At 47.0% G+C, this 22,682-nt stretch carries 21 protein-coding genes; 20 read left to right on the top strand and 1 reads right to left on the bottom strand.

Features of this window, described 5'->3' with window-relative positions; genetic code table 11:
- Window positions 1–100: 100 nt before the first annotated feature.
- Window positions 101–1,039 carry an aldo/keto reductase family protein gene (locus MKY95_RS30865; RefSeq protein WP_047840782.1) on the top strand — a complete coding sequence of 313 codons (939 nt, stop codon included), beginning with the start codon at window positions 101–103 and terminating at the stop codon, window positions 1,037–1,039.
- Between the two features lie 126 nt (window positions 1,040–1,165).
- On the opposite strand, the gene MKY95_RS30860 is transcribed toward MKY95_RS30865, so the two are convergent.
- Window positions 1,166–2,278: a diguanylate cyclase gene (locus MKY95_RS30860; RefSeq protein ID WP_076319286.1), complete on the bottom strand. Its 1,113-nt coding sequence runs from the start codon at window positions 2,276–2,278 to the stop codon at window positions 1,166–1,168.
- Between the two features lie 272 nt (window positions 2,279–2,550).
- Between MKY95_RS30860 and MKY95_RS30855 the strand changes: the two genes are divergently transcribed.
- The 19 genes from MKY95_RS30855 (at window position 2,551) to MKY95_RS30765 (ending at window position 21,602) form a co-directional block, all read left to right on the top strand.
- A complete protein-coding gene (locus tag MKY95_RS30855; protein ID WP_036612807.1) occupies window positions 2,551–2,946 on the top strand; it encodes a transcriptional repressor in 396 nt (131 codons plus the stop codon).
- Entirely contained in the window at window positions 2,922–3,728 is an 807-nt protein-coding gene (locus MKY95_RS30850) for a winged-helix domain-containing protein (RefSeq protein ID WP_036612804.1), read from the top strand. The genes MKY95_RS30855 and MKY95_RS30850 overlap by 25 nt, the downstream gene beginning before the upstream one ends.
- 288 nt (window positions 3,729–4,016) lie before the next feature.
- A complete protein-coding gene (locus MKY95_RS30845; RefSeq protein ID WP_047840780.1) occupies window positions 4,017–5,480 on the top strand; it encodes a catalase in 1,464 nt (487 codons plus the stop codon).
- A 208-nt stretch (window positions 5,481–5,688) separates the two neighbouring features.
- Entirely contained in the window at window positions 5,689–6,105 is a 417-nt protein-coding gene (locus tag MKY95_RS30840; protein ID WP_017691824.1) for a BlaI/MecI/CopY family transcriptional regulator, read from the top strand.
- Between the two features lies 1 nt (window position 6,106).
- Window positions 6,107–6,967, top strand: coding sequence for a M56 family metallopeptidase (locus MKY95_RS30835; protein WP_339195934.1), 861 nt, complete (start codon window positions 6,107–6,109; stop codon window positions 6,965–6,967).
- Between the two features lie 50 nt (window positions 6,968–7,017).
- Window positions 7,018–7,431 (top strand): DoxX family protein, encoded by a 414-nt coding sequence (locus MKY95_RS30830; RefSeq protein WP_100528505.1) that lies wholly within the window; start codon window positions 7,018–7,020, stop codon window positions 7,429–7,431.
- Window positions 7,432–7,726: 295 nt separating this feature from the next.
- Window positions 7,727–8,428, top strand: coding sequence for a pirin family protein (locus MKY95_RS30825; RefSeq protein ID WP_339195932.1), 702 nt, complete (start codon window positions 7,727–7,729; stop codon window positions 8,426–8,428).
- A 48-nt stretch (window positions 8,429–8,476) separates the two neighbouring features.
- Window positions 8,477–8,812: a hypothetical protein gene (locus MKY95_RS30820; protein WP_036612792.1), complete on the top strand. Its 336-nt coding sequence runs from the start codon at window positions 8,477–8,479 to the stop codon at window positions 8,810–8,812.
- Window positions 8,813–8,986: 174 nt separating this feature from the next.
- Entirely contained in the window at window positions 8,987–10,582 is a 1,596-nt protein-coding gene (locus tag MKY95_RS30815) for a spore germination protein (RefSeq protein ID WP_339195930.1), read from the top strand.
- Window positions 10,583–10,586: 4 nt separating this feature from the next.
- A complete protein-coding gene (locus MKY95_RS30810) occupies window positions 10,587–11,786 on the top strand; it encodes a Ger(x)C family spore germination protein (protein WP_051449524.1) in 1,200 nt (399 codons plus the stop codon).
- The gene (locus MKY95_RS30805) at window positions 11,767–12,000 is read left to right on the top strand and encodes a hypothetical protein (RefSeq protein WP_339195928.1); all 234 of its coding nucleotides are present in this window, start codon (window positions 11,767–11,769) and stop codon (window positions 11,998–12,000) included. Before MKY95_RS30810 ends, MKY95_RS30805 begins: the two co-directional genes overlap by 20 nt.
- 56 nt (window positions 12,001–12,056) lie before the next feature.
- Window positions 12,057–13,259, top strand: coding sequence for an endospore germination permease (locus MKY95_RS30800; RefSeq protein ID WP_339195926.1), 1,203 nt, complete (start codon window positions 12,057–12,059; stop codon window positions 13,257–13,259).
- Window positions 13,260–13,389: 130 nt separating this feature from the next.
- On the top strand, window positions 13,390–14,220 hold the full coding sequence (locus MKY95_RS30795) for a uroporphyrinogen-III synthase (protein WP_339195924.1): 831 nt from the start codon (window positions 13,390–13,392) through the stop codon (window positions 14,218–14,220).
- A gap of 205 nt (window positions 14,221–14,425) precedes the next feature.
- The gene (locus tag MKY95_RS30790; protein ID WP_339195922.1) at window positions 14,426–15,925 is read left to right on the top strand and encodes a cobyrinate a,c-diamide synthase; all 1,500 of its coding nucleotides are present in this window, start codon (window positions 14,426–14,428) and stop codon (window positions 15,923–15,925) included.
- Between the two features lie 178 nt (window positions 15,926–16,103).
- Window positions 16,104–16,826 carry an SDR family oxidoreductase gene (locus MKY95_RS30785; RefSeq protein WP_235200797.1) on the top strand — a complete coding sequence of 241 codons (723 nt, stop codon included), beginning with the start codon at window positions 16,104–16,106 and terminating at the stop codon, window positions 16,824–16,826.
- Window positions 16,827–16,869: 43 nt separating this feature from the next.
- Window positions 16,870–17,508 (top strand): ThuA domain-containing protein, encoded by a 639-nt coding sequence (locus tag MKY95_RS30780; RefSeq protein WP_074092596.1) that lies wholly within the window; start codon window positions 16,870–16,872, stop codon window positions 17,506–17,508.
- A 72-nt stretch (window positions 17,509–17,580) separates the two neighbouring features.
- The gene (locus MKY95_RS30775; protein WP_036612779.1) at window positions 17,581–17,961 is read left to right on the top strand and encodes a phasin family protein; all 381 of its coding nucleotides are present in this window, start codon (window positions 17,581–17,583) and stop codon (window positions 17,959–17,961) included.
- A complete protein-coding gene (locus tag MKY95_RS30770) occupies window positions 17,962–19,632 on the top strand; it encodes an AarF/UbiB family protein (protein ID WP_339195918.1) in 1,671 nt (556 codons plus the stop codon).
- 518 nt (window positions 19,633–20,150) lie between these two features.
- Window positions 20,151–21,602, top strand: a complete 1,452-nt coding sequence (locus MKY95_RS30765; protein ID WP_339195916.1) for a SulP family inorganic anion transporter — start codon at window positions 20,151–20,153, stop codon at window positions 21,600–21,602.
- The last annotated feature ends 1,080 nt before the right edge of the window (window positions 21,603–22,682 follow it).

The following is a 22,682-nucleotide window of genomic DNA, read 5'->3' as shown; positions in this document are numbered from 1 at the left end:
TTTCCATTTTCTGAGCCAAAGCCCTTTTATTCCGAGCTGGTTACGTTACAATAGAAAGTGAACTTCATCTTTATAACCAACAGAGGAGGATATGCAATCAATGGATTATCGCAGATTAGGTGGAAGCGGACTGAAAGTAAGCGAGATTAGCCTGGGAAGCTGGCTGACGTACGGAGGGTATGTGGAACGTGAGAATGCGGTGAAATCAATTGAAACTGCATTTGATGAAGGCATTAACTTTTTTGATACTGCCAATGTATACGAACGGGGTGCAGCAGAAGAACTGCTGGGGCAGACGCTCAAAGCATATTCCCGTGACTCTTATGTACTTGCAACCAAAGTATTTGGCAAAATGGGTGATGGTCCGAATGACCAAGGGCTGTCTCGCAAACATATCAAGGAGCAATGTGAAGCCAGCTTGAAGCGCCTGGGCGTTGAATATGTGGATATCTATTACTGCCATCGTTATCATACCGAAACACCAATTGAAGAAACACTCCGCGCGCTCGATGATCTGGTACGCCAAGGCAAAGTGTTATATGTAGGCGTCAGCCAGTGGACAGCGGCTCAGATGGAAGCTGCGTTGGGTACAGCAGATCGTCTGCTTCTGGATCGTATCGTGGTTAATCAGCCGGTGTACAACATGTTTGACCGTTATATCGAAAATGAAATTATCCCGCTCGGTGAGCGTAAAGGCATCGGACAAGTCGTATATTCCCCGCTTGCTCAAGGTCTATTGACCGGGAAATATACGTCCGTTTCCGATATCCCAGAGAATAGCCGTGCTGCCAAGCTAGGATGGGACGAAGGAAAGATCAATGCGGATCGTATCGGGAAAGTTCGTCAACTGATTGAAGTGGCGGACAAGCTGGATCTGAAGGTTGGCCAACTGGCCCTGGCTTGGATTCTGCGCCAGAACAATGTATCCAGTGCACTTGTAGGGGCGAGTCGTCCCGAGCAGGTAAAAGAGAACGCGGCTGCATCTGGCGTGAAGCTGGATGCTGCCATTGTGGAGGAGATTGAGAGCATCCTTGCTTGATCTCCTGTCATTTTACACAAGCTGAGATGATATGCAATGATCTATAAAGAAAGGGATGTCCTGTGCGCCTGAATAGGCGAACGAGACATCCCTTTTTTGGAGAACGTTGAAAGGTTAGATCTTACTTTAAAGCGTAAGAGGCAAGGAACGAAAAGTTAAGGCACACACACGGTTACGCCCTGTATTCTTGGCTTCATATAAAGCACGATCGGCCTGTTCGAAGAAGTCGTCATCGTCATGATCATCACAATGATCGGGATATACGGCTACACCAATGGAGATGGTTAGACGTGTCGTGTGCCCGTCGGGCAGAGCAAAATGGTATTTCTCTACAGCCTGTCGTATAGATTCGGCGGTAGCCACGGCCTGACGGTGTCCACAGTCGAGCAAGAGAATGGCGAATTCTTCCCCACCGTTTCGTGATACGATATCAGCAGAACGTGCATGCTCAACAAGCAGTTGTCCAAGTTGCTTCAGGACCGCATCGCCAGCGGAATGACCATAGGTGTCGTTTACCTTTTTGAATCGGTCAATATCAATGGCAAGCAAGGAAAGCTTCTGTTGGTAATCCCGCGCACGCTGGAGTTCCAGTTGAAGTGATTTTTCGAACTGTCGTCGATTGCTCAGGTTGGTAAGATGATCGGTAGAAGCTCTTTTTTCCAATAGAAATAACATTTCATTGGATTTATTAATGAATTCTGCAATGAAATAGATAAATATTCCACCGGCAAAAGAAATGGTCATTTGTAACGGATATATCTTCATTAATGAATTCATGCTGTCCGTGTTCAACATAAGAATGATAAAGATTAATGTCATGCCAAGCAGATTCATTGTAATTATTTTGGTCAGTCTGGACCAAGGAGCATAGGCGAAGTATACACCGGACAGTCCGATCAGAGTCATGACAAAACCTGCATCTATGGCAGAGGATGATAAGCCGAACATCAGAATACGAATGATCGAGATCATGAGTCCCGTAACGACCGAAGCCAATCCTCCCATATATACCGCTGCGGTAACGATGGCCAGATGACGTAGATCTACAATTGTAGTTTCGTTCAGAGGGAAAGAATAGTTCATGAGTACTGTGCCATATATACCGAACAATAAGCCGCCGATCAACTGAACACGTAACGAGGGAAATGGCAATCGGATACTATAGAACTTTGCGATGATCCCGGACACATACATAAACGTAATCATGACACAGATATTAATGAAAAAAGTGCTAAACAACCGACATTCCCCCTTTTTACGCACATCCCTACATTTTATCTGAAAAGCGGTGCTGTAGCGAACCATATTATCCCAAATTTATGAGGGGATTGCTGGGAAAGATGTTTTATTTGCATATACAGGATGTTAGAGTGATATTGACTTCAATATACAATGAGATTTATACTTAATCTAAATCAAAATGTATTCCTTCTTTTTGGGAAGAACATCATAAGTAGAAGATCAGTGTCTGATTTCATATAAAATGGATCAATAATAAAGGAGAAATGGTTGTGAGAACTTTAAATCTGACGATACAACGGCAAGCAGTATATGATGTGGTGCGCCATTCAGAGGATCACCCGACAGCTGCTGATGTCATGAACCGACTCGTGGAACAAGGATATAATCTGGCCTATGGTACGGTGTATAATTCTCTTCGTTATCTGACGGACAAAGAATTGATACGGGAACTTAAACTCGGAGAGACAGCAAGCCGGTACGATGCCCGTATGGATGATCATCAGCACATTATGTGTGAAGTGTGCGGCAAAGTGGACGAGGTGATGACAGAGGTTCCTCCACAATGGATGAAACAGGTAGCTGAAGAAACCGGATATGCAATCGATCATGCTCATGTGGTCTTTGGAGGTGTCTGCGGGGAATGCAGAAACAAACGGATCAAGTAAAAATAAAACTGCCTGGCCGCCGTTTACCCCTAAGGGTTAAACCAGCCTTGTCTGACTCAACACCCCTTGTGGACAATTGTCCTGTTACACGGCGTGTTATTCTGATCAGCCCGATGCCGGGGCAGGTTCATGAACTGGTAAAAGCCTTAACGGATAGCTGCTTTGATGTACTGGTCTTCCATCGCTGGGAACCGGATCTGCATGAGCGTCTTGTCTTTGATCTGTTGATCTATGATCTGTCTGTGGCCGGAACTATCGATGCATTTGCCGGCATTAGCAGCCGATTAAATCGTGAGGCTGAGCATACAACCCCTTGTCTGTATCTGGTTGGTGAGAAGATGATTGGTAGTGCAAGTGGACCGATGCTTCAGGAGGAATTGCTGGTGTGGCCTGCACGCCCGCAGGAAGCACTTTACCGAGTGCAGCGCATGATTGGCAACAGCCCTGCTCTGCCCAACCGTGGTTTTTTGCCTGAGGAAGGGCACCGTATCGGATTCAAAGATCTGTGGCTCGATCGTGAACGGATGAGTGTACAGCGCGATAATAACCGGATTCATCTAACCAAGACCGAATATGATCTGTTACTCAAGCTGATTGATGCCAAAGGTGCAGTCATTTCCCGTGAGGAAATGCTCAGCGATATCTGGGAGACGGACTTTACGGGTGGAAGTAATGTGGTCGATGTTCATATCAAAAGCTTGCGCAAAAAATTGGGCGATAATGCGTCTTCGCCGCAATATATTGTAACAGTAAGAGGAGTGGGCTACCGCCTTGCGGATTAGTCCGCTTTTTTTTGCCCAAATTTTATCTTTCACTTCATGCTTTTTCGGGTACTACCTAATAGAGAGGCAGATCAGAATCATTCCCTTAAAACATGTTCATAGTTCATTCATGAATGTTGAAGAACCTCATCTTAATCTCATGTGAACCTCATGCAAGAGTAGAGTGGGACATGTTAGAATCAATTTAACAGTTAGATCAAGTCTAAATGTATATTTAAACCGAAGCCGAATATGATTTTAATAGTAGATATATAACAGCCGTGAGACCCATTAGAGGAGGACGACATGATGACAGAACGTATGACAACGAATCAGGGAGCACCTGTAGGTGACAACCAGAATTCCCGCACAGCAGGCAGAAGAGGGCCGACACTGCTTGAAGACTACCATCTCATTGAGAAAATAGCCCACTTTGACCGTGAACGTATTCCCGAAAGAGTCGTACATGCGAGAGGTGCCGGAGCTCATGGTGTATTCACGCTGGAGCAGAGTATGAAGGCTTATACAACAGCTGACTTCCTACAAGATCCAGGTACGGAGACGGATGTGCTGGTTCGTTTTTCAACCGTTATTCATGGTACGGGATCACCAGAGACTGCACGAGATCCACGTGGATTTTCCGTCAAATTCTACACACGGGAAGGCAACTATGATATTGTCGGTAATCATCTGCCCGTTTTCTTCATTCGTGATGCGATGAAGTTCCCTGATATGGTGCATTCCTTGAAGCCGGCTCCGGATACAAACATTCAGGAACCTGCCCGATATTGGGACTTTATGACCCTCTCACCGGAATCAACACATATGATGACCTGGTTGTTCTCTGATCTGGGCACACCAGCAAGTTATCGGGAGATGGATGGTTTCAGCGTACATGCTTTCAAATGGATTAATGCACAGGGACAGGTCCACTATGTGAAATACAAATGGGAGTCTGCACAAGGCGTGCGAGGCTTCTCTCGTCAGGAAGCTGCCGAGGTACAAGGACAGGACTTTAATCATGCTACCCGGGACCTGCATGAACATATCAAGAACGGGCAATACCCGCAGTGGAAGCTTCAGGTACAGCTCTTGAAGCCGGAGCAAATGGATGATTTTGCTTTTGATCCACTCGACCCAACCAAAACTTGGCCTGAAGATGTATTGCCGTTCCATACGGTAGGGACCATGACCCTGAATCGGAATCCACAAAACTTCTTTGCTGAAGTGGAGCAGGCGGCCTTTTCTCCTAGTGCGCTTGTACCCGGAATTGAGCCTTCCGAAGACAAATTGTTGCAAGGACGCCTATTCTCCTATCCAGATACACAGCGTCACCGGCTTGGACCGAACTATTTGCAAATTCCGGTGAATTGCCCGTACGCACCCGTTCGTAATCATCAGCGTGATGGACTCATGAATGTGAATCAGGACCCATCTCCGGTGAACTATGAACCCAACAGTTCAGGAAACAGCCCGCAAGAAGATCCGGCATACCGGGACAGTCAGGTTCCGTTGCAAGGGCATGTTACAAGAGAGAAAATCGAGAAGACGGATGATTATACGCAGTCAGGGGAGCTTTTCCGTTCATTTACTCCTGTAGAGCAGCAGCATTTGCTTGATAATCTGATCAATGACCTTAAGGGCGTATCTGTTGATATTCAAATGCGTGCCCTGTGCCACTTCTTCCGAGCGGATGGACAGCTTGGCGGACGTTTGGCTCATGGACTCGGCGTGGATATTTCTGCACATATGCCGTCACAGGATGGAAAATAAAGTACAGTTTGACCATGTTCTACAACATCATACGGACTAATATTCGTTGAAGACCGGGCAGAACCGCGAACGTGCGGAACTCCCGGTCTTTGGCCTTTTTTACTGAAATGGAAAACAAATTTACAAATAATTTACATAAAATAGCTGACATAGAGGTTGACTTCTCATTTGATGGCACTACAATGGGTAGTGTGAGGGGTGTCAGAAAATGAGAATACACAATTTCAAAGTGGGTGAGCGTGGGCTCAACCGATTTTTCGGTCCGCTGGAGGCCAAGATCATGGACATTTTATGGGCTCGTCCTGGCAGCAGCATCCGTGAAGTGCAGACCGCACTTGAACAAGACAAAGACGTCAATTTTAATACAGTCATGACCGTGATGAACCGGCTCGTAGACAAGGGACTTCTCGGAAAGTCACAAAAGGGCAGAACATCTTTGTACCAACCGGTACAGAGCAAGGAGGAGTTTATGAACGACCAATCCAAGGAACTGTCACATGAGTTGGTAGATGAATTCGGAGCTTTGGCATTGAATCATATGCTGGATGCGCTGGATGAAGCAGATGCGGGTCTGATTGAACGCTTGGAACAGAAGATCAAACAATGGAAAAAGGATAGCGATTAAGATGTGGAAGACCCGCTCGAAACTTTTGTTTGCCGTCGGGTTTGGCATTCCGTTACTCGTGTTCATGCAGATGTTCATGTACGCGATGTACAAAATTTTTGGCTGGGATATCCCGTTTAACCTGCTCTGGCTCTGCAATCATTGGATGAGTCGACTGGGATGGTTATCTGTGGGACATTTCCTGCTGGCACTGGTATTGCTGACATTTGCGGGAACAGGTTGGTTGTTAATGGTGCGTATGATGAAAACCAGAGCAGCCGTACGTAAGCTTCGCTCCATGGAAGTGCGTGCATTGTCTCGTGAACTGGAGTCCAAGTATCACCATCTCGGACAGCCGGGATTCATTGTGGTGGACAAGCATTCTCCGGTTGCATTTACAATTGGTTTATGGAGACCTTGCATCGTACTCTCCACGGGACTTCTGACGATGCTGGATGCAGAAGAGGAGACTGCAGTTGTGTACCACGAAGTTCATCATCTGTGGCACCGTGACCCACTGAAGACAACACTGTTATCGGTATTTGCAATCATGATGCCGTATATTCCTGTATTGAAGCATACTTCGAAACATTACAATATTGTTAGAGAAATTCTGGCAGACAATGAGGCCATAGAGCGTACAGGCAATGTGGCAGGCATTGGCAGTGCTTTGCTCAAGCTGCTCCGTGCTTGTCCTGAACCTTGGGGGGCCAAAGAACTGACCGTTCAATCCTCATTTGCGGATACGTCGGTGAATGTCCGCATTTCACGTCTGCTGGACCCGGATCAGGACGTGACGCTGAGGTTGCCACGTTATGCTGTTCTGATGTCGGCTACTGTTTTTCTATTGCTGTCTATCTTGTTTGTTTGGTCCATCGGATAGATTAATTGGGCTACATGTGAAGTCGAATATAATGAGGAAGGAAGATGAACATGAATAATAAAAGTGTAGAGATTGGATTACTTTTCTCAAGGATTATGATCGGTTTGATCTTTGTATTGCACGGCTGGAGTAAATTCGAAGGTGGAATCAGTGGTACGGTAGGTTTTTTCGAAAGTATTGGTATTCCCGGATTTCTTGCATCCGTTGTAGCCATCATTGAGTTGGTAGGTGGTGCAGCGATGATTCTGGGTCTGGGAACACGTGTGTTTGCTGCCCTGTTTGCCATCGTGATGGTTGGCGTTCTGTTTACAGCCAAAGTGGGTGAGCCGTTCCTGAGTGGTACCGAGTTAGATTACCTGCTGCTTGCGGGTTCCCTGACACTGCTCTTCACAGGAAGCCGCCTCCTGGCCGTGGATTATCTGTTCTCCAGACAGGGGAATGCTCGCCAGAATGTGAGTGCTTGAATTGACTAACGATTGCTAAAAATAATGAAGTGCAGGATGAGTCCTGTAACGAGGTTCTTTATTGGCCAAGCCGGTTCGGGAATTGATTTGCGAACCGGGCTGATCAGTAGAGAACTTTTTTCGAAATATAGGGAGTTATGTTATTTCACCATCCTTCTCTATATTTCTTCGGAATGAAACACGCTGAGCCGCTAGAGGACGCGACAGCCGTTTCACCTTGTTTGGACGACATGCCTATGGTTTGTTACAATGAGAATAAGTATGCTACTAAGAAAAAATAAGGAGGATGCATTTTATGATTAACGTCATTCCATCCGATGCCCGCTCCAGCTTCGATCGAGGCTGGCTCCGTGGTAGTCACAGCTTTTCTTTCGGAGAATACCAAGACCCGGAGAATACGGCGTTTGGACCGATGCGGGTAGCGAACGACGATGTGATTGCGCCTGGTCGCGGTTTTGGAGCTCACCCGCATAGTGATATGGAGATTGTATCGATCGTACTGAACGGCAAGTTGCGACATGAAGATAATCTGGGCAATGTAGCCGTTACAGGCTTTGGCGGTATCCAGCGGATGTCAGCAGGCAGTGGCATGATTCATACCGAACATAATGCATCCGATACCGAAGAAGTACGTTTGCTTCAGCTCTGGTTCATGCCACAGACAAAAGGGTTGGAGCCCTCCTATGAGACGACATCATTTGATCCAGCGGCATTGGCAGGAGCACTCGTGCCGATTGTATCCCCAGATGGGGGACCAAGAGTTGCGACCATTCATCAGGATATGACGATCTACCTTGGCCGATTAGCCAAAGACGAAACGTTAACCTTCAATCAGGAGGCAGGCCGCCGAATGTACATTTTCTCCATCGAAGGCAAGCTGGGATTGGATGGAGAGTACCTGTTGAACGAAGGCGACACGGCTCGTGTGGGACAGCAGGATTCAATCGAACTGCAAGGAAACGAAGATACGTTCTATATGATTATTGATTTGCCGTAGATGGCTGATGAAATGAATGAACTCCAAGATGAAGGAGGATATACACGTATGGCGCAACAGGAATGGTTTATGGTCAAACATGCGGTGACCGGACGAGGATTAGCTAATAGCAAAACAGATTCCCTGTCCTATCGGTTCCAACAGGAGGGTACAAGTTTCATATTTACCGTTACGGGTCTGGACGAGCAGATTGTGGAACAGATTATGGAGCTTAGACAGGAACTGAACGTATTTCGATTCGTCCAACGCAAGGATCAGCCCCTTTTGAAACACTGGTACTACGTAGATGGTGAACGGGTAGTATACGACAGGGAGAGTCACACGCTAAGCATCTATGCGAAGTCGGAGATTCGTTATGTGCCTGAAGATTATTTTGCGGATTAACTTATAAGTAACTATAGAACTTGGAACATCCCAGAGGTCTCTGTTAAATACAGAGGCCTTTTTGCTGTCTGAAAACTCAGAGAATTTAATCGTAATTTTGCAAAAAAGACCACATAATTCCCCGCTGTCTGGCACAAGCTACCTTGTATAAAAACAAGAACGGAGGGGCGGCATATGGCAGACAAAACATCTGGGAAAGACAAGTTCGGACAACCGGGACGAGCTTCAGAAGAAAAAAAACATATTCCTTTGGGACTGCCGTCCCCGCCTTTTCTTCGGCAGCCAATTAGTGCAGTACATGAAACTCAGATTAAGGCGGTAAAGGAGATATTCTCCGATTGTTCTGATGTGGTTTTTCGCAACGTCATGATTACGCCTGAAGTGAAAGGACTTCTCGTCTATATTGAAGGTATTGTCAATTCGGCTGATATCCAGGAACACATGCTGCGACCGATTATTCGAGGGCTGGTGCAGCAACGTACAGATGAACCTGATGTTCCACTGGATGATACAACCGTTGAGCTAACACAGGTGAAGCGAGTGGATACCTGGGCTGCTGCGACAGAAGGGGTGCTGGCATCCTCTGCCCTTCTGGTGGTCGATGGAAGTAACAAAGCCTGGATGTTCAATGTCAAAGGTGGCGTCAGACGTGGTGTGGAGGAACCGCAGACAGAATCCGTCATTCGGGGTCCGCGGGAGGGATTTACCGAAACGCTCCGTGTGAATACGGCCTTATTGCGGTTCAAGCTGAAAACACCTGCTCTCAAGATGGTGAGTATGACTCTTGGCACAGATACCAAGACAGATATTGTGCTGACCTACCTGGAAGGTATTGCTGACCCAAAAACGATTCAAGATGTCAAGAAACGTCTGGAAAAAATCAATATTGATGGCATCCTGGAGACGGGTTATATCGAGGAACTGATTGAAGATCATCCGTATTCCCCTTTTCCTCAGATGCACTACTCGGAGCGGCCGGATACCGTTGCAGGCAATCTGTTGGAAGGACGCTTTGCCATTATGGTAGATGGAACCCCATTCTCGCTGATTGCTCCAGTCACGATGTGGCAGATGCTGCAAGCCAGCGAGGATTATTACGAGCGATTCTTCATCAGTAATCTGGTGCGGTGGATTCGCTTCCTATTCGTAGCCATCGCTCTGTTCCTGCCAGCCTTGTATATCTCTATTACAACATTTCATCAGGACATGCTACCAACTACGCTGATTCTGAGTATTGCGGGTGCACGGGAGGCTATACCTTTTCCGGCTTTGGTGGAAGCCCTCATCATGGAGCTGTCGTTCGAAGCTCTCCGGGAAGCGGGGGTCAGGTTACCCAAGACAGTGGGTCAGGCTGTCAGTATCCTCGGTGCACTCGTGATCGGACAGGCCGCAGTTCAAGCGGGGATTGTATCCGCACCGATGGTTATTATCGTATCCATGACAGGTATAGCTTCCTTCACGATTCCGCGATTTAACTTCGCGATTACGGTGCGTCTGCTGCGATTTCCGATCATGTTACTGGCAGGTATGCTCGGACTATACGGGATTGTAATCGGTTTGGTCCTGATTTCGGTGCATCTGACACAGATGACTTCGTTCGGTGTCCCATATCTTTCCGGTCTTAGCCCGTACAGTAAAACAGATACCAAAGACATTCTCATTCGTGTGCCATGGTGGAAAATGATCAATCGTCCTTCTACGGTACATCGGGATCAGAAACGGATGACCGAAAAGATCAACGGTTCCCCTGAAGCTGAGGAAGGGTGGTGAACCCATGCAGTTCATATATAAGTACCGGGCAGTGATAGCGCTGTTGTTATGTACCACTTTTATTTCAGGTTGCTGGGATCGTAAGGAGATTAACGATGTTGCCTTTGTGATTGGTATTGCTGTTGATAAGGAGGGGGACAATTACAGATCCAGTCTTCAGATTGCTCTGCCGGGACAATCCGGTTCTTCCGGTAGTGAAGGAGGCGGAGGCGGCACGAGTGGGGATAAATCCTGGTTTATGTTATCCAATACAGCCAAATCATTGCATGGTACATCTATTGAAGGTCAAAAGGAACTCTCACGAAGAATCTATTATGCGCATCGCCGTACGATGCTTATTGGTGAGGAGCTTGCCCGGGATGGTGTGGCCTCCATGCTTGATCTGTTTACGCGGTATCCGCTGAACAGATTTTCTGCATTGCCAGTGGTCACAAAAGGTGCTGCATATGAGGTCATGGATACGGATGCACCTATAGAGAAGTTTCCATCCGAGATGGTGCGGGAACTGTGTTTCCTCAATATGCGTAATCCACGTTCACTTAAAACGTTTATAGATGCCATTCTTAGTGAAGGTGTGGATCCATTCCTGCCGGTGGCTTCGAAAGTGACCAATGTTCCAAAAGGGTGGAAGGACGCCAAAACAAACATCAAGCTGGATGGATTGGCCATCTTCAAAAAAGATAAACTGGTTGGCATGATCGACAAAGCTCCAGCTGATGCCCTCATTCTTGCTATGGGCGAAGCCAATGCGCCGGAGATTATGGTTAAAGCTCCTGGCGGAGATGGAGATATGTTCATCAAGTTGAACGAGAACAACGCTTCACTACATCCCAGTATCAAGGCTGATAAGGTCACCGTGAATATTGAATTATATGCCAAGGGAGTTCTCGTAGATAACGAATCCAATTATGGTGACCGACGTGAGAATGAGATTCAGAAGATAAATGAAGCCATTCACGAGAAAATAAAATTGGATATCGAGGAAGGTGTCCGGTTGGTTCAGGGGAAATATCATGCGGACATTCTTGGAATCGGTCGATCCATTCATCAACATCTGCCGGCCAAGTGGGACACGATGAAGGATCGCTGGGATGACATATACCCTGAAGTCGAGGTGACGGTTACTCCCCATGTCATTATTGAAAACGTTGGGGTGAGCAATAAACCAATTGGCGTCGGAGAGGATGAAGTTGTACATGATTAAACCACTCTTATTTACCTTCCTGGCCATGGTAATCGTGGTCATTTTGATGGATTTCAGACATTTAAAACAGGCAGCTGCCATTAATCGCTGGCTATCCTATAGTTTGATAGTAGTGGCTACAGGCATTTGGTTCTATGTGACTAATCTAAGCAAAACCTTATTTGTGTCGGTATGGATAAGCCACGTTATCCAGCGCTTACTGCCACTGCCCTAGGTTGTGGACAGGATGCATTAAGTTTGCGAGATCGCGAGAGGGAAAGGAGGTATATCATGAATCAGAGAGTGACACACCGTCAGATGATCCTGCTCGTGCTGCTGCTCAGTATTTCAGGAACGTTAATTCAGCCTCACGCGCAAGCTATCTACTATGCGGAACAACACGCTTATCTCTCGTATATACCTGTAGTCGTAGTGATGCTTGTATCCATGTGGATGTTAAGTCGGGTCCAGCGGAGATTTCCGGATCAGGATCTATTTCAAGCCCTTGCTGGGCGATTCCCCTTTTTGGGAAGGCTCGCAGGATTGATGTACATTTTGTTTTTTTTCTTTGTGTTTGCGAGGGATATCCGGTTAACGGGGGATTATATCAGCATAACTTTGTTAGAGACCACGCCCATCTCCATCATTGTGTTATCATTGATCGTTATGGGAGTTTTTATCGTCAGAGGTGGGCTCGGCTCCTTAATCGGTATGTCGGAGTTGTATGTGACATTGTTTCTCTTAAACTCCGTGATTGTGCCTTTCATGCTCATTCAACAGATCAATATGGATAATTTGATGCCGTATTTTCACGTTGATGTTACGGGAGTGGGCAAGGGGAGTTGGTACATATTTTCGTTTTACGGAGAGATGATTGCATTGCCTTTTGTTATCAAAGGCAGTGATTTTCGATATAAATCGGTTGTGTCAGGTATTATCCTCTCTGCACTCCTGATGATGCTAATCCTTGTGGAGACCATTACCTCCATTGGAGTTCCTATCGCTTCAAGGTTGGTGTATCCCTCCTATGAACTGGCAAGACAATTGCAAATCAGTGATTTCTTGGATCGGTTTGACCTTGCGCTGGCAGCGGCAACCTTGCCTACTATGATCACGAAGATTGCATTTGACCTGTACTTTGTCTGCTGGGGATTGAAGCGAATCATTCCGAACGTATCGGGAAAGGTGTTGACAGGCCCGATTGCCCTCGTCGGATTTGTCTGTGCATTCTGGTTCTTCCGAAATGCCATTCAGCTCAATCGTTTTACTCGGGAATGGACATGGATTGCCATTGTTTTTGAAGTACTGTTCCCTATCGTACTGTTTCTTTTCCTTCGTCCTCGCAAAAAGGATAAAAAAGAATCTACCCAACAGAGAGCGGGAGACCAGCCAAAGAAAGAGAAGCATGAGCCGGAACAAAAATCGGCTGATTCGGAGAAGGACGGAGAGAAAAGACGGAAAGATTCTCATGGCGGAGAACTCCAGCCTTCCTGATACATTCCATCAAAAATCCTTATAGATGAACGGGTAAAAAGAGGGAAAGCACAGTTTCCCTTCACAGAAGTACCCTGTATACTGTAGTCAGACTGATGAACATTCGGCTGAACTAACGGGGGGAACATGAATGGCTCAACATTTGGCAGGTGTGCGTGTAGCATTGACAGGACCACGAAAATCAAAAGAAATGTCCATACTGGTTGAAAAAATGGGTGGAATCCCGCTTGTGCGACCGGCACAGGGGACCGTATTCCTGGATGATCGGAGTATCAGAGATGGGCTGGTATCCTGGATCTCAGACCCGCCAGACTGGGCGGTGTTAACTACGGGTATGGGATTGGATGCATTGTTTGAAATGGCTGAGGATATGGAAGTGGCAGGCCAATTGTTGGATGTATTATCGGAATCCTCAATTGCGGCAAGGGGATACAAGACGGTGAATGCGCTCAAAAAGCGCAAGTTAACACCGCTTGTACGAGATGATGATGGTAGCACGGACGGGCTCATTCGTGAATTTGCCTCCCATGATCTTAAGGGTGAAAAGGTCATGTTGCAGCTTCATGGGGAGACAGCTCCCAAACTCGTTGCATGGTTGGAAGAACAAGGTGCCATCGTCAGACAAGTGCTTCCTTACCGCCATGTACCGCCAGAAGAGGCAGAGTTGGAACAGTTATTAAATGAAATTCTAAAGTTCGAAGTAGATGCTGTTGCATTCACAAGTGGACCGCAGGTTAGATTTCTGACGCAATATGCGGCCTCCCAGGACAAGCTTGAGCCGTTGCTTGCAGCCTTCAGACAAGGTGTAATTCCTGCGTCTGTAGGTAAAGTAACAGCAAACTCTATGCGTGAAGAAGGCATTGAGGCACTGGTCATTCCGGAGGAAGAGAAGATGGGAGCACTCATCGTTGAGCTTGGACGTTACTTTGCAGCAGGGCGTGCGGCCAAGATTAGAGATTAGTGGCCTGCTTTTAGATCAGTTCGACAAAAAGCTTTTGGCGTCGCTTCATGAATAAAGGGTGTGCATTAAGCTTAACCGCATCGCTATATGATGCGGTTTTGTTTAGTTATAGAATGTATACGTTACAACTAAAACACGAATGTACATCCTTGATAGTGCTTCGATCAGAAGCTTTTCTTATATCGAAGAAAAGGTGGAAATGACGATGACCATTTCAAATCGTAACGCCAGACCCCGACTGATCATTGCAGGCACCGGAAGTGGTGCAGGGAAAACGACAGTAACCTTGGGGCTAATGAGGGCACTCGCTCAGCGTGGCTTGAGTGTACAGGGGTTCAAATGCGGCCCGGACTATATTGATCCGACATACCATACCGCCGTCACGGGGAGACCGTCACGTAATCTGGATGCATGGATGACATCGCCTGAGTATGTGAGAGATACGTTCGAGAAGGCATCGGCGGGACACGATATTTCCATTATTGAAGGCGTAATGGGCCTCTACGATGGCAAAGATCCTCTCAGCAATACAGGCTCAACTGCAGAGATTGCTCTAGTGACCCAGGCTCCTGTGATCCTGGTCGTGGATGTACGCAGCATGGCTCGCAGTGCGGCCGCGATTGTTCTTGGTTTTCAACAGTTGGAGCCTGAATTAAATATTGCCGGAGTGATCGTCAACCGGTGTGGAAGTGCGGGTCATTATACCATTGTGCAAAAAGCCATTGAGCAGATGTGCGGCATTCCTGTGGTTGGCTGGCTTAAACGGGATGAAGACATGTCCATCCCCGAGAGGCATCTGGGGCTGGTGCCTGCCATTGAGCGCGGTGAACTGGAACCCTTATTTCAGCGGGCTGCCGATGTGTTGATGGAGGGCACCGATCTGGATCTTCTGCTGGAACTGGCGACAAGCGCCCCGCCTTTGAATGCAGAAGAAGTGAGTTCTGCAACTACTGCCCACGCTGATTCGGCTAATGATGAATCAGGCTCGAATTACGATCCACAATTCGATTCAGTGATCCACGTTAATAATCGACATGTATCATATGCGGTACAGCCTGTCATTGCCGTTGCGCGCGATGCGGCATTTAATTTCTATTATCCCGATAATCTGGAATTGCTCGAAGCAGCCGGGGCTCGCTTACAATACTTCAGTCCGCTCGCTGGCGAAAGTATTCCAACGGATGTGGATGGCGTTTATTTGGGCGGCGGGTTTCCAGAGGAGTTTGCAGCAGAGATTGCCGGTAACCAAGATTTCTTGGAAGGACTTCGACGGGCAGCACAATCCAACATGCCTTTATTTGCCGAGTGTGGTGGTTACATGGTACTTGGAGAAACGTTGACCGACCGTGAGGGTGTCACCTTCGATATGGCGGGTATTATTCCCGCACAGGTGCAGATGCAGAAGAAGCGCGCTGCGCTTGGTTACCGTGAAGCGAGTAGCGTTCAGGATTCCTTTTTGCTGAAAAAGGGTGAAGTACTTCGGGGTCATGAATTTCATTATTCGACAATGACCTATCGTGATGAAGAAACGATTCCTTATGCGTATGAGACCAAGGGGATGCGTGGCTTGAAGCAAGAGGGATTTGCCGCAGGCAACATCGTGGCGGGGTATACGCATGTTCATCTGGGCTCTTATCCGGCAGCCGCTCGAAGATGGGTGGAGCATTGTCTAGCCTATCGGCAGGGGCGATATATGCAGAGATAATAGCAGCTATTTATAGCTCAAATAGATAGCTGAATTCAATAAGCAAAATGGCTCTAATCTCGCTTTTGCCTCCTGAGTCTTTGGTCGTGAAGTTGGCGATCCGATTCTGAATTAAAGGTTTTCAGATGAATATGTGGAATGAATAAAAGACAGAATCATTATGCGAGGGAGGGACATTATGATGAGAACCGTATGTGTAACGGGAGCTGCCCGGGGATTGGGATTGGCTTTGACGGCACAGATGCTGAAGAGAGGGTATCTCGTGTATGCGGCCGGTCTGGACGTGGAAGATTCCGAGGGAATTCGTATGCTTGCAGAAGGATATCCTGACCATCTGCGCGCCATCGAACTGGATATCGCGGACGACCTGTCGGTAGCTCTGTTCACGGAGACATTGAAGCTGGATACGAATCATTTGGATATGCTGATCAATAATGCGGCTATACTAGGAAGTATTACGGATCATATCCGCGGGCCGTTGAATATGGCGGAGATGGCTGAAGTATTTAATGTGAACACCTTAGGTTCACTGCGTGTGACTCATTCCCTGTTACCCCTCCTTCTTCAAGGACAGGTCAAGCTGATTGTTGATATCTCTTCCGAGGCTGGAAGTATAGAGCAATGCAGTCGGGATGGGTGGTATGCCTATTGTATGTCCAAAGCTGCTTTGAACATGCAGGCCCGTCTTGTGCACAATGGTCTGAAGGATGAAGGCGGACAAGTGATGCTTGTGCATCCCGGTTGGGTACAGAGTTATATGAGGGGCGAATTGGATGTTGCTGCGGATCTCACGCCCGAGCAATCTGCACAGCATATCGCAGTACTTATCGACCGCCATAAACAGTTTAAAGGAGATCAGCCCGCATATGTGGACTACAAGGGAGAGAAGCTCCCCTGGTAGTTGGTTTTATACAGTGAGGTGAACAAGAAAGGAGATTAATTGAATGGATCATCGTAAAAAAGCATTATTACTTGGCGATTATACACATCCGGATTGGCACCCGCTTCAGGGGGTGGATGCGGAGATTAGCCGAATTTTCCATGATACTATGACTGTGCAGTGCAGTGAGAATCGGAATATGCTGCTGCAAGAAAATATAACCGGGTTTGATGTATGTATCTCATACATGGACGATTGGAAGGGTAAAGTCTCTCCACAGCAGACAGCAGGTTTGTTGTCCTATGTAAGTAATGGGGGTGGACTGGTCATTATACATAACGGCATTTCGCTCCAAAATCGTTATGAGCTCAAACAGATGATCGGTGCCAAGTTCCTGCATCATCCGGCGTATGCACCGCTTGAATTCACTGTAACGGCGGAAAGTCATCCCGTGACGGAGGGCATTTCGAATTTCACAATGGAAGAAGAGCCGTATCAGTTCGAATTTGGTTCTTTTGCCGAAACGAAGATATTGCTGGAATATCAATCCGAAGATGGACCAAAACCTGCAGTTTGGGCTCATCGATATGGTGTTGGGCGTATTGTTTATCTGATGCCGGGTCACCATGTACCGTCTTTTGCACACGAAACGTACCGCAAGTTACTTCTGCAAGCAGGCAAATGGGCTGCACGTTACGTCTGATCGGACTGACATTTTTGCATGCAGAGTATAAGGGGTATAATATAGAGATCAACGAAGAGGAGGATGACAAAAATGAGCGATTTGTTCAAAAAGGCGATCTCGTTAGGGCTTGGTCTTACTGTCGTAAGCAAAGAAAAAATTGAGAAAACCGTGGATGATTTGGTCAAGCGCGGGGAACTTGCGCCCGGTGAATCCAAAGCTTTGGTTGAACGTCTGCTGGAACGGGGCGATGAAGAACAAGGCCAGTTCAAGAGAGTGATTCAAGAACAGGTCAAGCGTGTGCTTCAGGAAGCTGGTGTGGCATCCGAAAGTGATGTAACCAGTCTGGAACAGCGCGTTGCCGTTCTGGAGAAAAAACTTGCCGAACTGGGCCACTCACCACAGCTTCAACCTGATGAATCCCCAGCTCCACTTGAAGTTCCTCCTCCTCTCAAAGGAAACGAGATCGAGTAGATGGCAGTGCGAATCAAACATGTCGGCAGATACCGTGAAATTGCCATGGCGCTAGTGCGTCATGGCTTCGGTTATATGGTCGAGGAGCTGGGCTTGTTCCAGCTGCTGGCTCTGCCCAGACGGTGGATGTCGCGTGAAGCACACACCACCAAAACGCTGAGTGAACGCATCAGGCTTGTGCTGCAGGAGCTGGGGCCAGCTTTCGTCAAGCTGGGGCAACTCGCAAGCACAAGGGCAGATCTGTTGCCTGAGTCTGTCATTCGTGAGCTGGTGAAGTTGCAGGATCAGGTCCCGCCGTTCTCTTCCGAGACGGCACGGGGTATTTTGGAACAGGAATTGGATACACCGCTGGAGGAGATCTTTTCCCGGTTCGAGGATACCCCTGTAGCTGCGGCCAGCATTGGACAGGTGCATCTGGGCAAACTTCAAAGCGGTGAATCGGTAGCCATCAAGATTCAGCGGCCGGGCATATCGCGTATTGTGCAGCGTGACCTGGATATCTTGCGTGAACTGACAGCCATGGCCGAGAAGCGCTGGGACTGGGTGAAGCAATATCAGATTCCGCAAATGGTCGAAGAATATGCTCAGGCACTGATGGCCGAGCTGGATTATACGGTAGAAGGCCGCAATACGGAAAAGATTGCACAGCAGTACCAACAGGACAACAAGGTGAAAATCCCGGCAATTTACTGGGATCAAACTTCGTCCCGTGTGCTCACGATGGAGTATATCGAAGGTATCAAGCTCAATGATCGTGAAGAATTGATCAGACGCGGCCATGATCTGAACAACATTGCCGAGCGGCTGGTGGATTCATTATTGAATCAGATCTTTATTCAGGGATTCTTTCACGCTGACCCACATCCAGGCAATCTAATGGTATTGAAGGATGGACGTCTTGCTTTTATAGACTTCGGTATGGTGGGCAGTCTGAGTGATGAGATGAAACAACAGCTCGCTTCACTTATTATTGGGTTAATGCGCAAAGATACGGACAGTATGATCCGGGCGATTGAGAAGCTCGGCATGATGCCAGATGACATGGACCTGCGTGGTCTTCATGTGGATTTGGACAAGTTGCGTACCAAATATTACGATATTCCCTTTTCCAAGATTAGTGTGGGTCAGGCGTTGAATGACTTGTTCGGCGTAGCCCAGAGGCACCGGGTTGTCATGCCTGCGGATATTCTGCTGCTCGGTAAATCGTTGCTAACGATGGAAGGTGTAATTGAACATCTCGATCCTTCCCTGAGCATTGTAGATATGGCCGAGCCTTTTGGGCGGAAGCTGATCAAGGAACGTTTTAGCGCTGGAAGAATCAAGAATCGCTTGTTCCGCAGTGCGGCCGATATGGCCGAGAGTGTCATTGGTCTGCCAGGGCAGTTAAGGCAATTATCATCCATTATTAGCAAAGGCAAGCTGAGGCTGGAGATTAGTGTCCCTGAACTGGATGCACTCATGCGCAGAATGGACCAGATCAGCAATCGGCTGTCTTTCAGTATTGTGTTACTTGCCTTCTGTATCATTATGGTGGGCCTGATTATCGGTTCGTCGATCAGTCATCAGTCCACGATGCTGTGGGATATTCCGGTCATTGAGATTGGTTTCCTGGTGGCGATTTTGATGGTGGCTTTCCTGCTCTATTCGATATTCAAATCGGGAAGGTTCTAGCAACAGCATTACATCACAAGAATACCCGTAAAGAGACTTTCTTCAAAGGATCTTTGCGGGTTATTTTTTGTGAATAGAGAATTGGTGAGTAAATTATAGAAAGATTAAGATAATAGAAGAAAAGGTTCTGTTTTTTCGTCTTAACTGTATTAGTACATATCCGGTCCTGTGACTATAATAATAGGTCAGTACATTAACGGACCCGGTTTTTCTGAGAGGGGAAAACCTATGGGCGTCAGGATCAGCTCCTGATGTCGCACGAGTAAGACAACTGAGGCAGTAATGGAACACCAGCGGTACACACTGGAACGGAAAAGACATGAGTGCATATTAACCCGTCAAGGTTATATGGATGGTAAATAATGATGCAACTCAGGGATGAGCATAGGTGAATGACGCGGAGAGGAATCCGTTGTTTTGTGCTGTCCTGGGTAGTAGGTTAGTGTGAACGGCTTCCGTTACTCATCAGCAGGATTGTCCATTATAAGGAATACACGTAGGAGGAACGGCAAGAACATATGAATACTTTAAAACAACAATGGTTTGGCAACATTCGCGGAGACGTGCTGGCAGGCATTACGGTAGCGCTGGCGTTAATTCCGGAAGCCATTGCGTTCTCCATCATTGCAGGTGTTGATCCGATGGTCGGATTATACGCTTCGATTACGATTGCGATTGTGATCTCGATTGCTGGTGGAAGACCAGGCATGATCTCGGCGGCAACAGGTGCCATGGCGGTACTGATGGTTGGACTCGTCAAGGATTATGGCGTGGAATATCTTTTTGCAGCGACGATTTTGACGGGCATTATCCAGTTTCTACTGGGCATATTTAAGGTTGGACGGTTTATTACGTTTGTGCCTCATTCGGTACTGACCGGATTCGTTAACGCACTGGCTATACTCATCTTTATGGCGCAGTTAACCCACTTCACGGGAGCGAACTGGATTATGTATGCGATGGTAGCGGGCACGCTGGCGATCGTTTATATTTTGCCACGGTTTTTCAAAGGCATTCCAGCTCCACTGATTGCAATCGTCGTGATGACGATTATTACCGTGGTGTTCCATCTGGACGTAAGAACGGTAGGAAACATGGGAAATATAACGAGCACTCTGCCGATGTTCCATTTGCCAAATATTGCGTGGACTTGGGACACGCTGATGATTCTGTTGCCTTATTCATTCACCATGGCACTGGTTGGATTGCTGGAATCTCTGCTGACGGCAACCATCGTGGATGAGATGACCGAGACCAAGAGCAGCAAGAACCGTGAAGTACGTGGTCAGGGTATTGCGAATTTCGTGAACGGTTTGTTTGGCGGCATGGGCGGTTGTGCGATGATTGGGCAGTCGGTCATTAATGTGAAGTCTGGCGGACGTGGAAGATTATCTACGTTTACTGCGGGTGCGTTTCTCGCGATCCTGTTGTTGCTGTTTAGCGGTATGGTGAAACAGGTACCAATGGGTGCGCTAGTCGGTGTGATGTTTATGGTGTGTATCGGAACATTCGACTGGAGTTCCATCAAAAATATAACTCGCGTGCCGCGGGCGGAAGCTTTTGTCATGATCGTGACGGTAGCGATTGTGGTCTATACTCACGATCTGTCGATCGGGGTCATGGTCGGCGTTGTGCTCAGTGTGCTGCATTTTGGCTGGAAACAGACCAAGATCCGCGTACAGGCGAACCAAGAGCAAGGGCAGAAGGTATATCGGGTTCACGGACCGTTCTTCTTTGGTTCTTCGTCCCGCTTTGTGGATGAGTTCGATGCAGAGGCCGATCCGAAGGAGATCACGATTGATTTCGGAGGGTCACATATCTGGGATAACACTGCGGTTGTGGCTATTGGCAAAGTGAAGTTCAAATACGCGAAGCTTGGCAAAACCGTGCACCTGCGCGGGTTAAACGAGGAAAGCTCCCGTATTCTTGAACGGAGTGGATTTGCTACAGCTGGAGGGCATGGTTCGTAGCTTGTTTGCAACGAAGGTTGTTGTCCAAAGGTGCAATGTCTGACTATAGTTACGCGGACAAGGTGAAAAATGAACGGTTTAGTAAATCTGGAATTAAGGATCTAAACAAGTAATGAAGTTATGAGGGCTACTGTCCTAAAGTAGTGGTGAGCAGACATGTGACAGCCCTGTGTAGTAGATAACATAAAAAGATACTTTCTATCAGCGGCGCACTTTTTCCTAAAATAAATTGGGGAGAGGGCGTCGTTGTTTTTATTAGAGTGTGTGGTGTGTACAGTGAAGAAGAGAACAGAAAAAGAACGAAGAAGAAGAAGTAGTTCTAATGGTGGTAGTGGTAGTTCTAGTAGAAGTTGTAGTAGAAATAGAAATAGAAATAGAAGTAGAAGTTGTAGTAATAGTTCTAGTAGAAGTATAGGTAGTGCTGGTTGTTGTTGTTGTTCCTAGTTCTAGTTTTTGTAGTTGGTGTTCTGGTTCTAGTAAATGTTGTTATTACTGTAGCTGATGTTATTGTGCTCAAGCTTGTGTCCTTCAGAGTGTGTAGAATCTAACGAACCTGGCACGTCTTATATGGGGTTATTTCATGTTTTCATTATTCTAACGAATCTCAGACATCTTATTTTGCTGATTTCACCTATACTGATGCCGTTTCGCGGGTATTTCCGAGTAATTAAGTGACTGGAGTTCGTTAGAAAATCCAAACGGCTTTAATTGGCGTAATAGGGTGCCCTGGATTCGTTAGAATCAGTGGTACGTGGGAGGTTCAGCGTTAGAGCTATTTTTGAACCACGAGAAATCTTGAATCTTGATCTCAATGTACGGAGTTATGTGAGGTACTCTTTCAATTCCTGAAACTTTTGCAAAATAGCTTCCTTTTGATCTGTTTCAGAATATCCTGTACAACAATTTATAGAATCATAGCAGCTATCTCAATCTCAACGAAATCTCTAAACTATCCAAGGATTATGAACATAACGAACCAATACATCTTTCTCAAGGAGTGTCATTAGACAGTGTAACCCGCTATAAACTCCGCCTGACCATGTGCAGTTCAATCCTCAACCCCATTCTACAGAGTCAGGG

This window comes from Paenibacillus sp. FSL P4-0176, from assembly GCF_037975265.1.
GTDB lineage: Bacteria > Bacillota > Bacilli > Paenibacillales > Paenibacillaceae > Paenibacillus > Paenibacillus amylolyticus.
The sequence above is the reverse complement of the archived record's forward strand: the minus strand, read 5'-3'. Positions and strand labels throughout refer to the sequence as shown.

Bases quoted from the DNA above. Each gene is read 5' to 3' on its own strand.
- MKY95_RS30865 (WP_047840782.1), top strand. From the start codon at position 101: ATGGATTATCGCAGATTAGGTGGAAGCGGACTGAAAGTAAGCGAGATT.
- MKY95_RS30850 (WP_036612804.1), top strand. From the start codon at position 2,922: ATGCAGAAACAAACGGATCAAGTAAAAATAAAACTGCCTGGCCGCCGT.
- MKY95_RS30845 (WP_047840780.1), top strand. From the start codon at position 4,017: ATGACAGAACGTATGACAACGAATCAGGGAGCACCTGTAGGTGACAAC.
- MKY95_RS30840 (WP_017691824.1), top strand. From the start codon at position 5,689: ATGAGAATACACAATTTCAAAGTGGGTGAGCGTGGGCTCAACCGATTT.
- MKY95_RS30835 (WP_339195934.1), top strand. From the start codon at position 6,107: ATGTGGAAGACCCGCTCGAAACTTTTGTTTGCCGTCGGGTTTGGCATT.
- MKY95_RS30830 (WP_100528505.1), top strand. From the start codon at position 7,018: ATGAATAATAAAAGTGTAGAGATTGGATTACTTTTCTCAAGGATTATG.
- MKY95_RS30825 (WP_339195932.1), top strand. From the start codon at position 7,727: ATGATTAACGTCATTCCATCCGATGCCCGCTCCAGCTTCGATCGAGGC.
- MKY95_RS30820 (WP_036612792.1), top strand. From the start codon at position 8,477: ATGGCGCAACAGGAATGGTTTATGGTCAAACATGCGGTGACCGGACGA.
- MKY95_RS30815 (WP_339195930.1), top strand. From the start codon at position 8,987: ATGGCAGACAAAACATCTGGGAAAGACAAGTTCGGACAACCGGGACGA.
- MKY95_RS30810 (WP_051449524.1), top strand. From the start codon at position 10,587: ATGCAGTTCATATATAAGTACCGGGCAGTGATAGCGCTGTTGTTATGT.
- MKY95_RS30805 (WP_339195928.1), top strand. From the start codon at position 11,767: ATGAAGTTGTACATGATTAAACCACTCTTATTTACCTTCCTGGCCATG.
- MKY95_RS30800 (WP_339195926.1), top strand. From the start codon at position 12,057: ATGAATCAGAGAGTGACACACCGTCAGATGATCCTGCTCGTGCTGCTG.
- MKY95_RS30795 (WP_339195924.1), top strand. From the start codon at position 13,390: ATGGCTCAACATTTGGCAGGTGTGCGTGTAGCATTGACAGGACCACGA.
- MKY95_RS30790 (WP_339195922.1), top strand. From the start codon at position 14,426: ATGACCATTTCAAATCGTAACGCCAGACCCCGACTGATCATTGCAGGC.
- MKY95_RS30785 (WP_235200797.1), top strand. From the start codon at position 16,104: ATGATGAGAACCGTATGTGTAACGGGAGCTGCCCGGGGATTGGGATTG.
- MKY95_RS30780 (WP_074092596.1), top strand. From the start codon at position 16,870: ATGGATCATCGTAAAAAAGCATTATTACTTGGCGATTATACACATCCG.
- MKY95_RS30775 (WP_036612779.1), top strand. From the start codon at position 17,581: ATGAGCGATTTGTTCAAAAAGGCGATCTCGTTAGGGCTTGGTCTTACT.
- MKY95_RS30770 (WP_339195918.1), top strand. From the start codon at position 17,962: ATGGCAGTGCGAATCAAACATGTCGGCAGATACCGTGAAATTGCCATG.
- MKY95_RS30765 (WP_339195916.1), top strand. From the start codon at position 20,151: ATGAATACTTTAAAACAACAATGGTTTGGCAACATTCGCGGAGACGTG.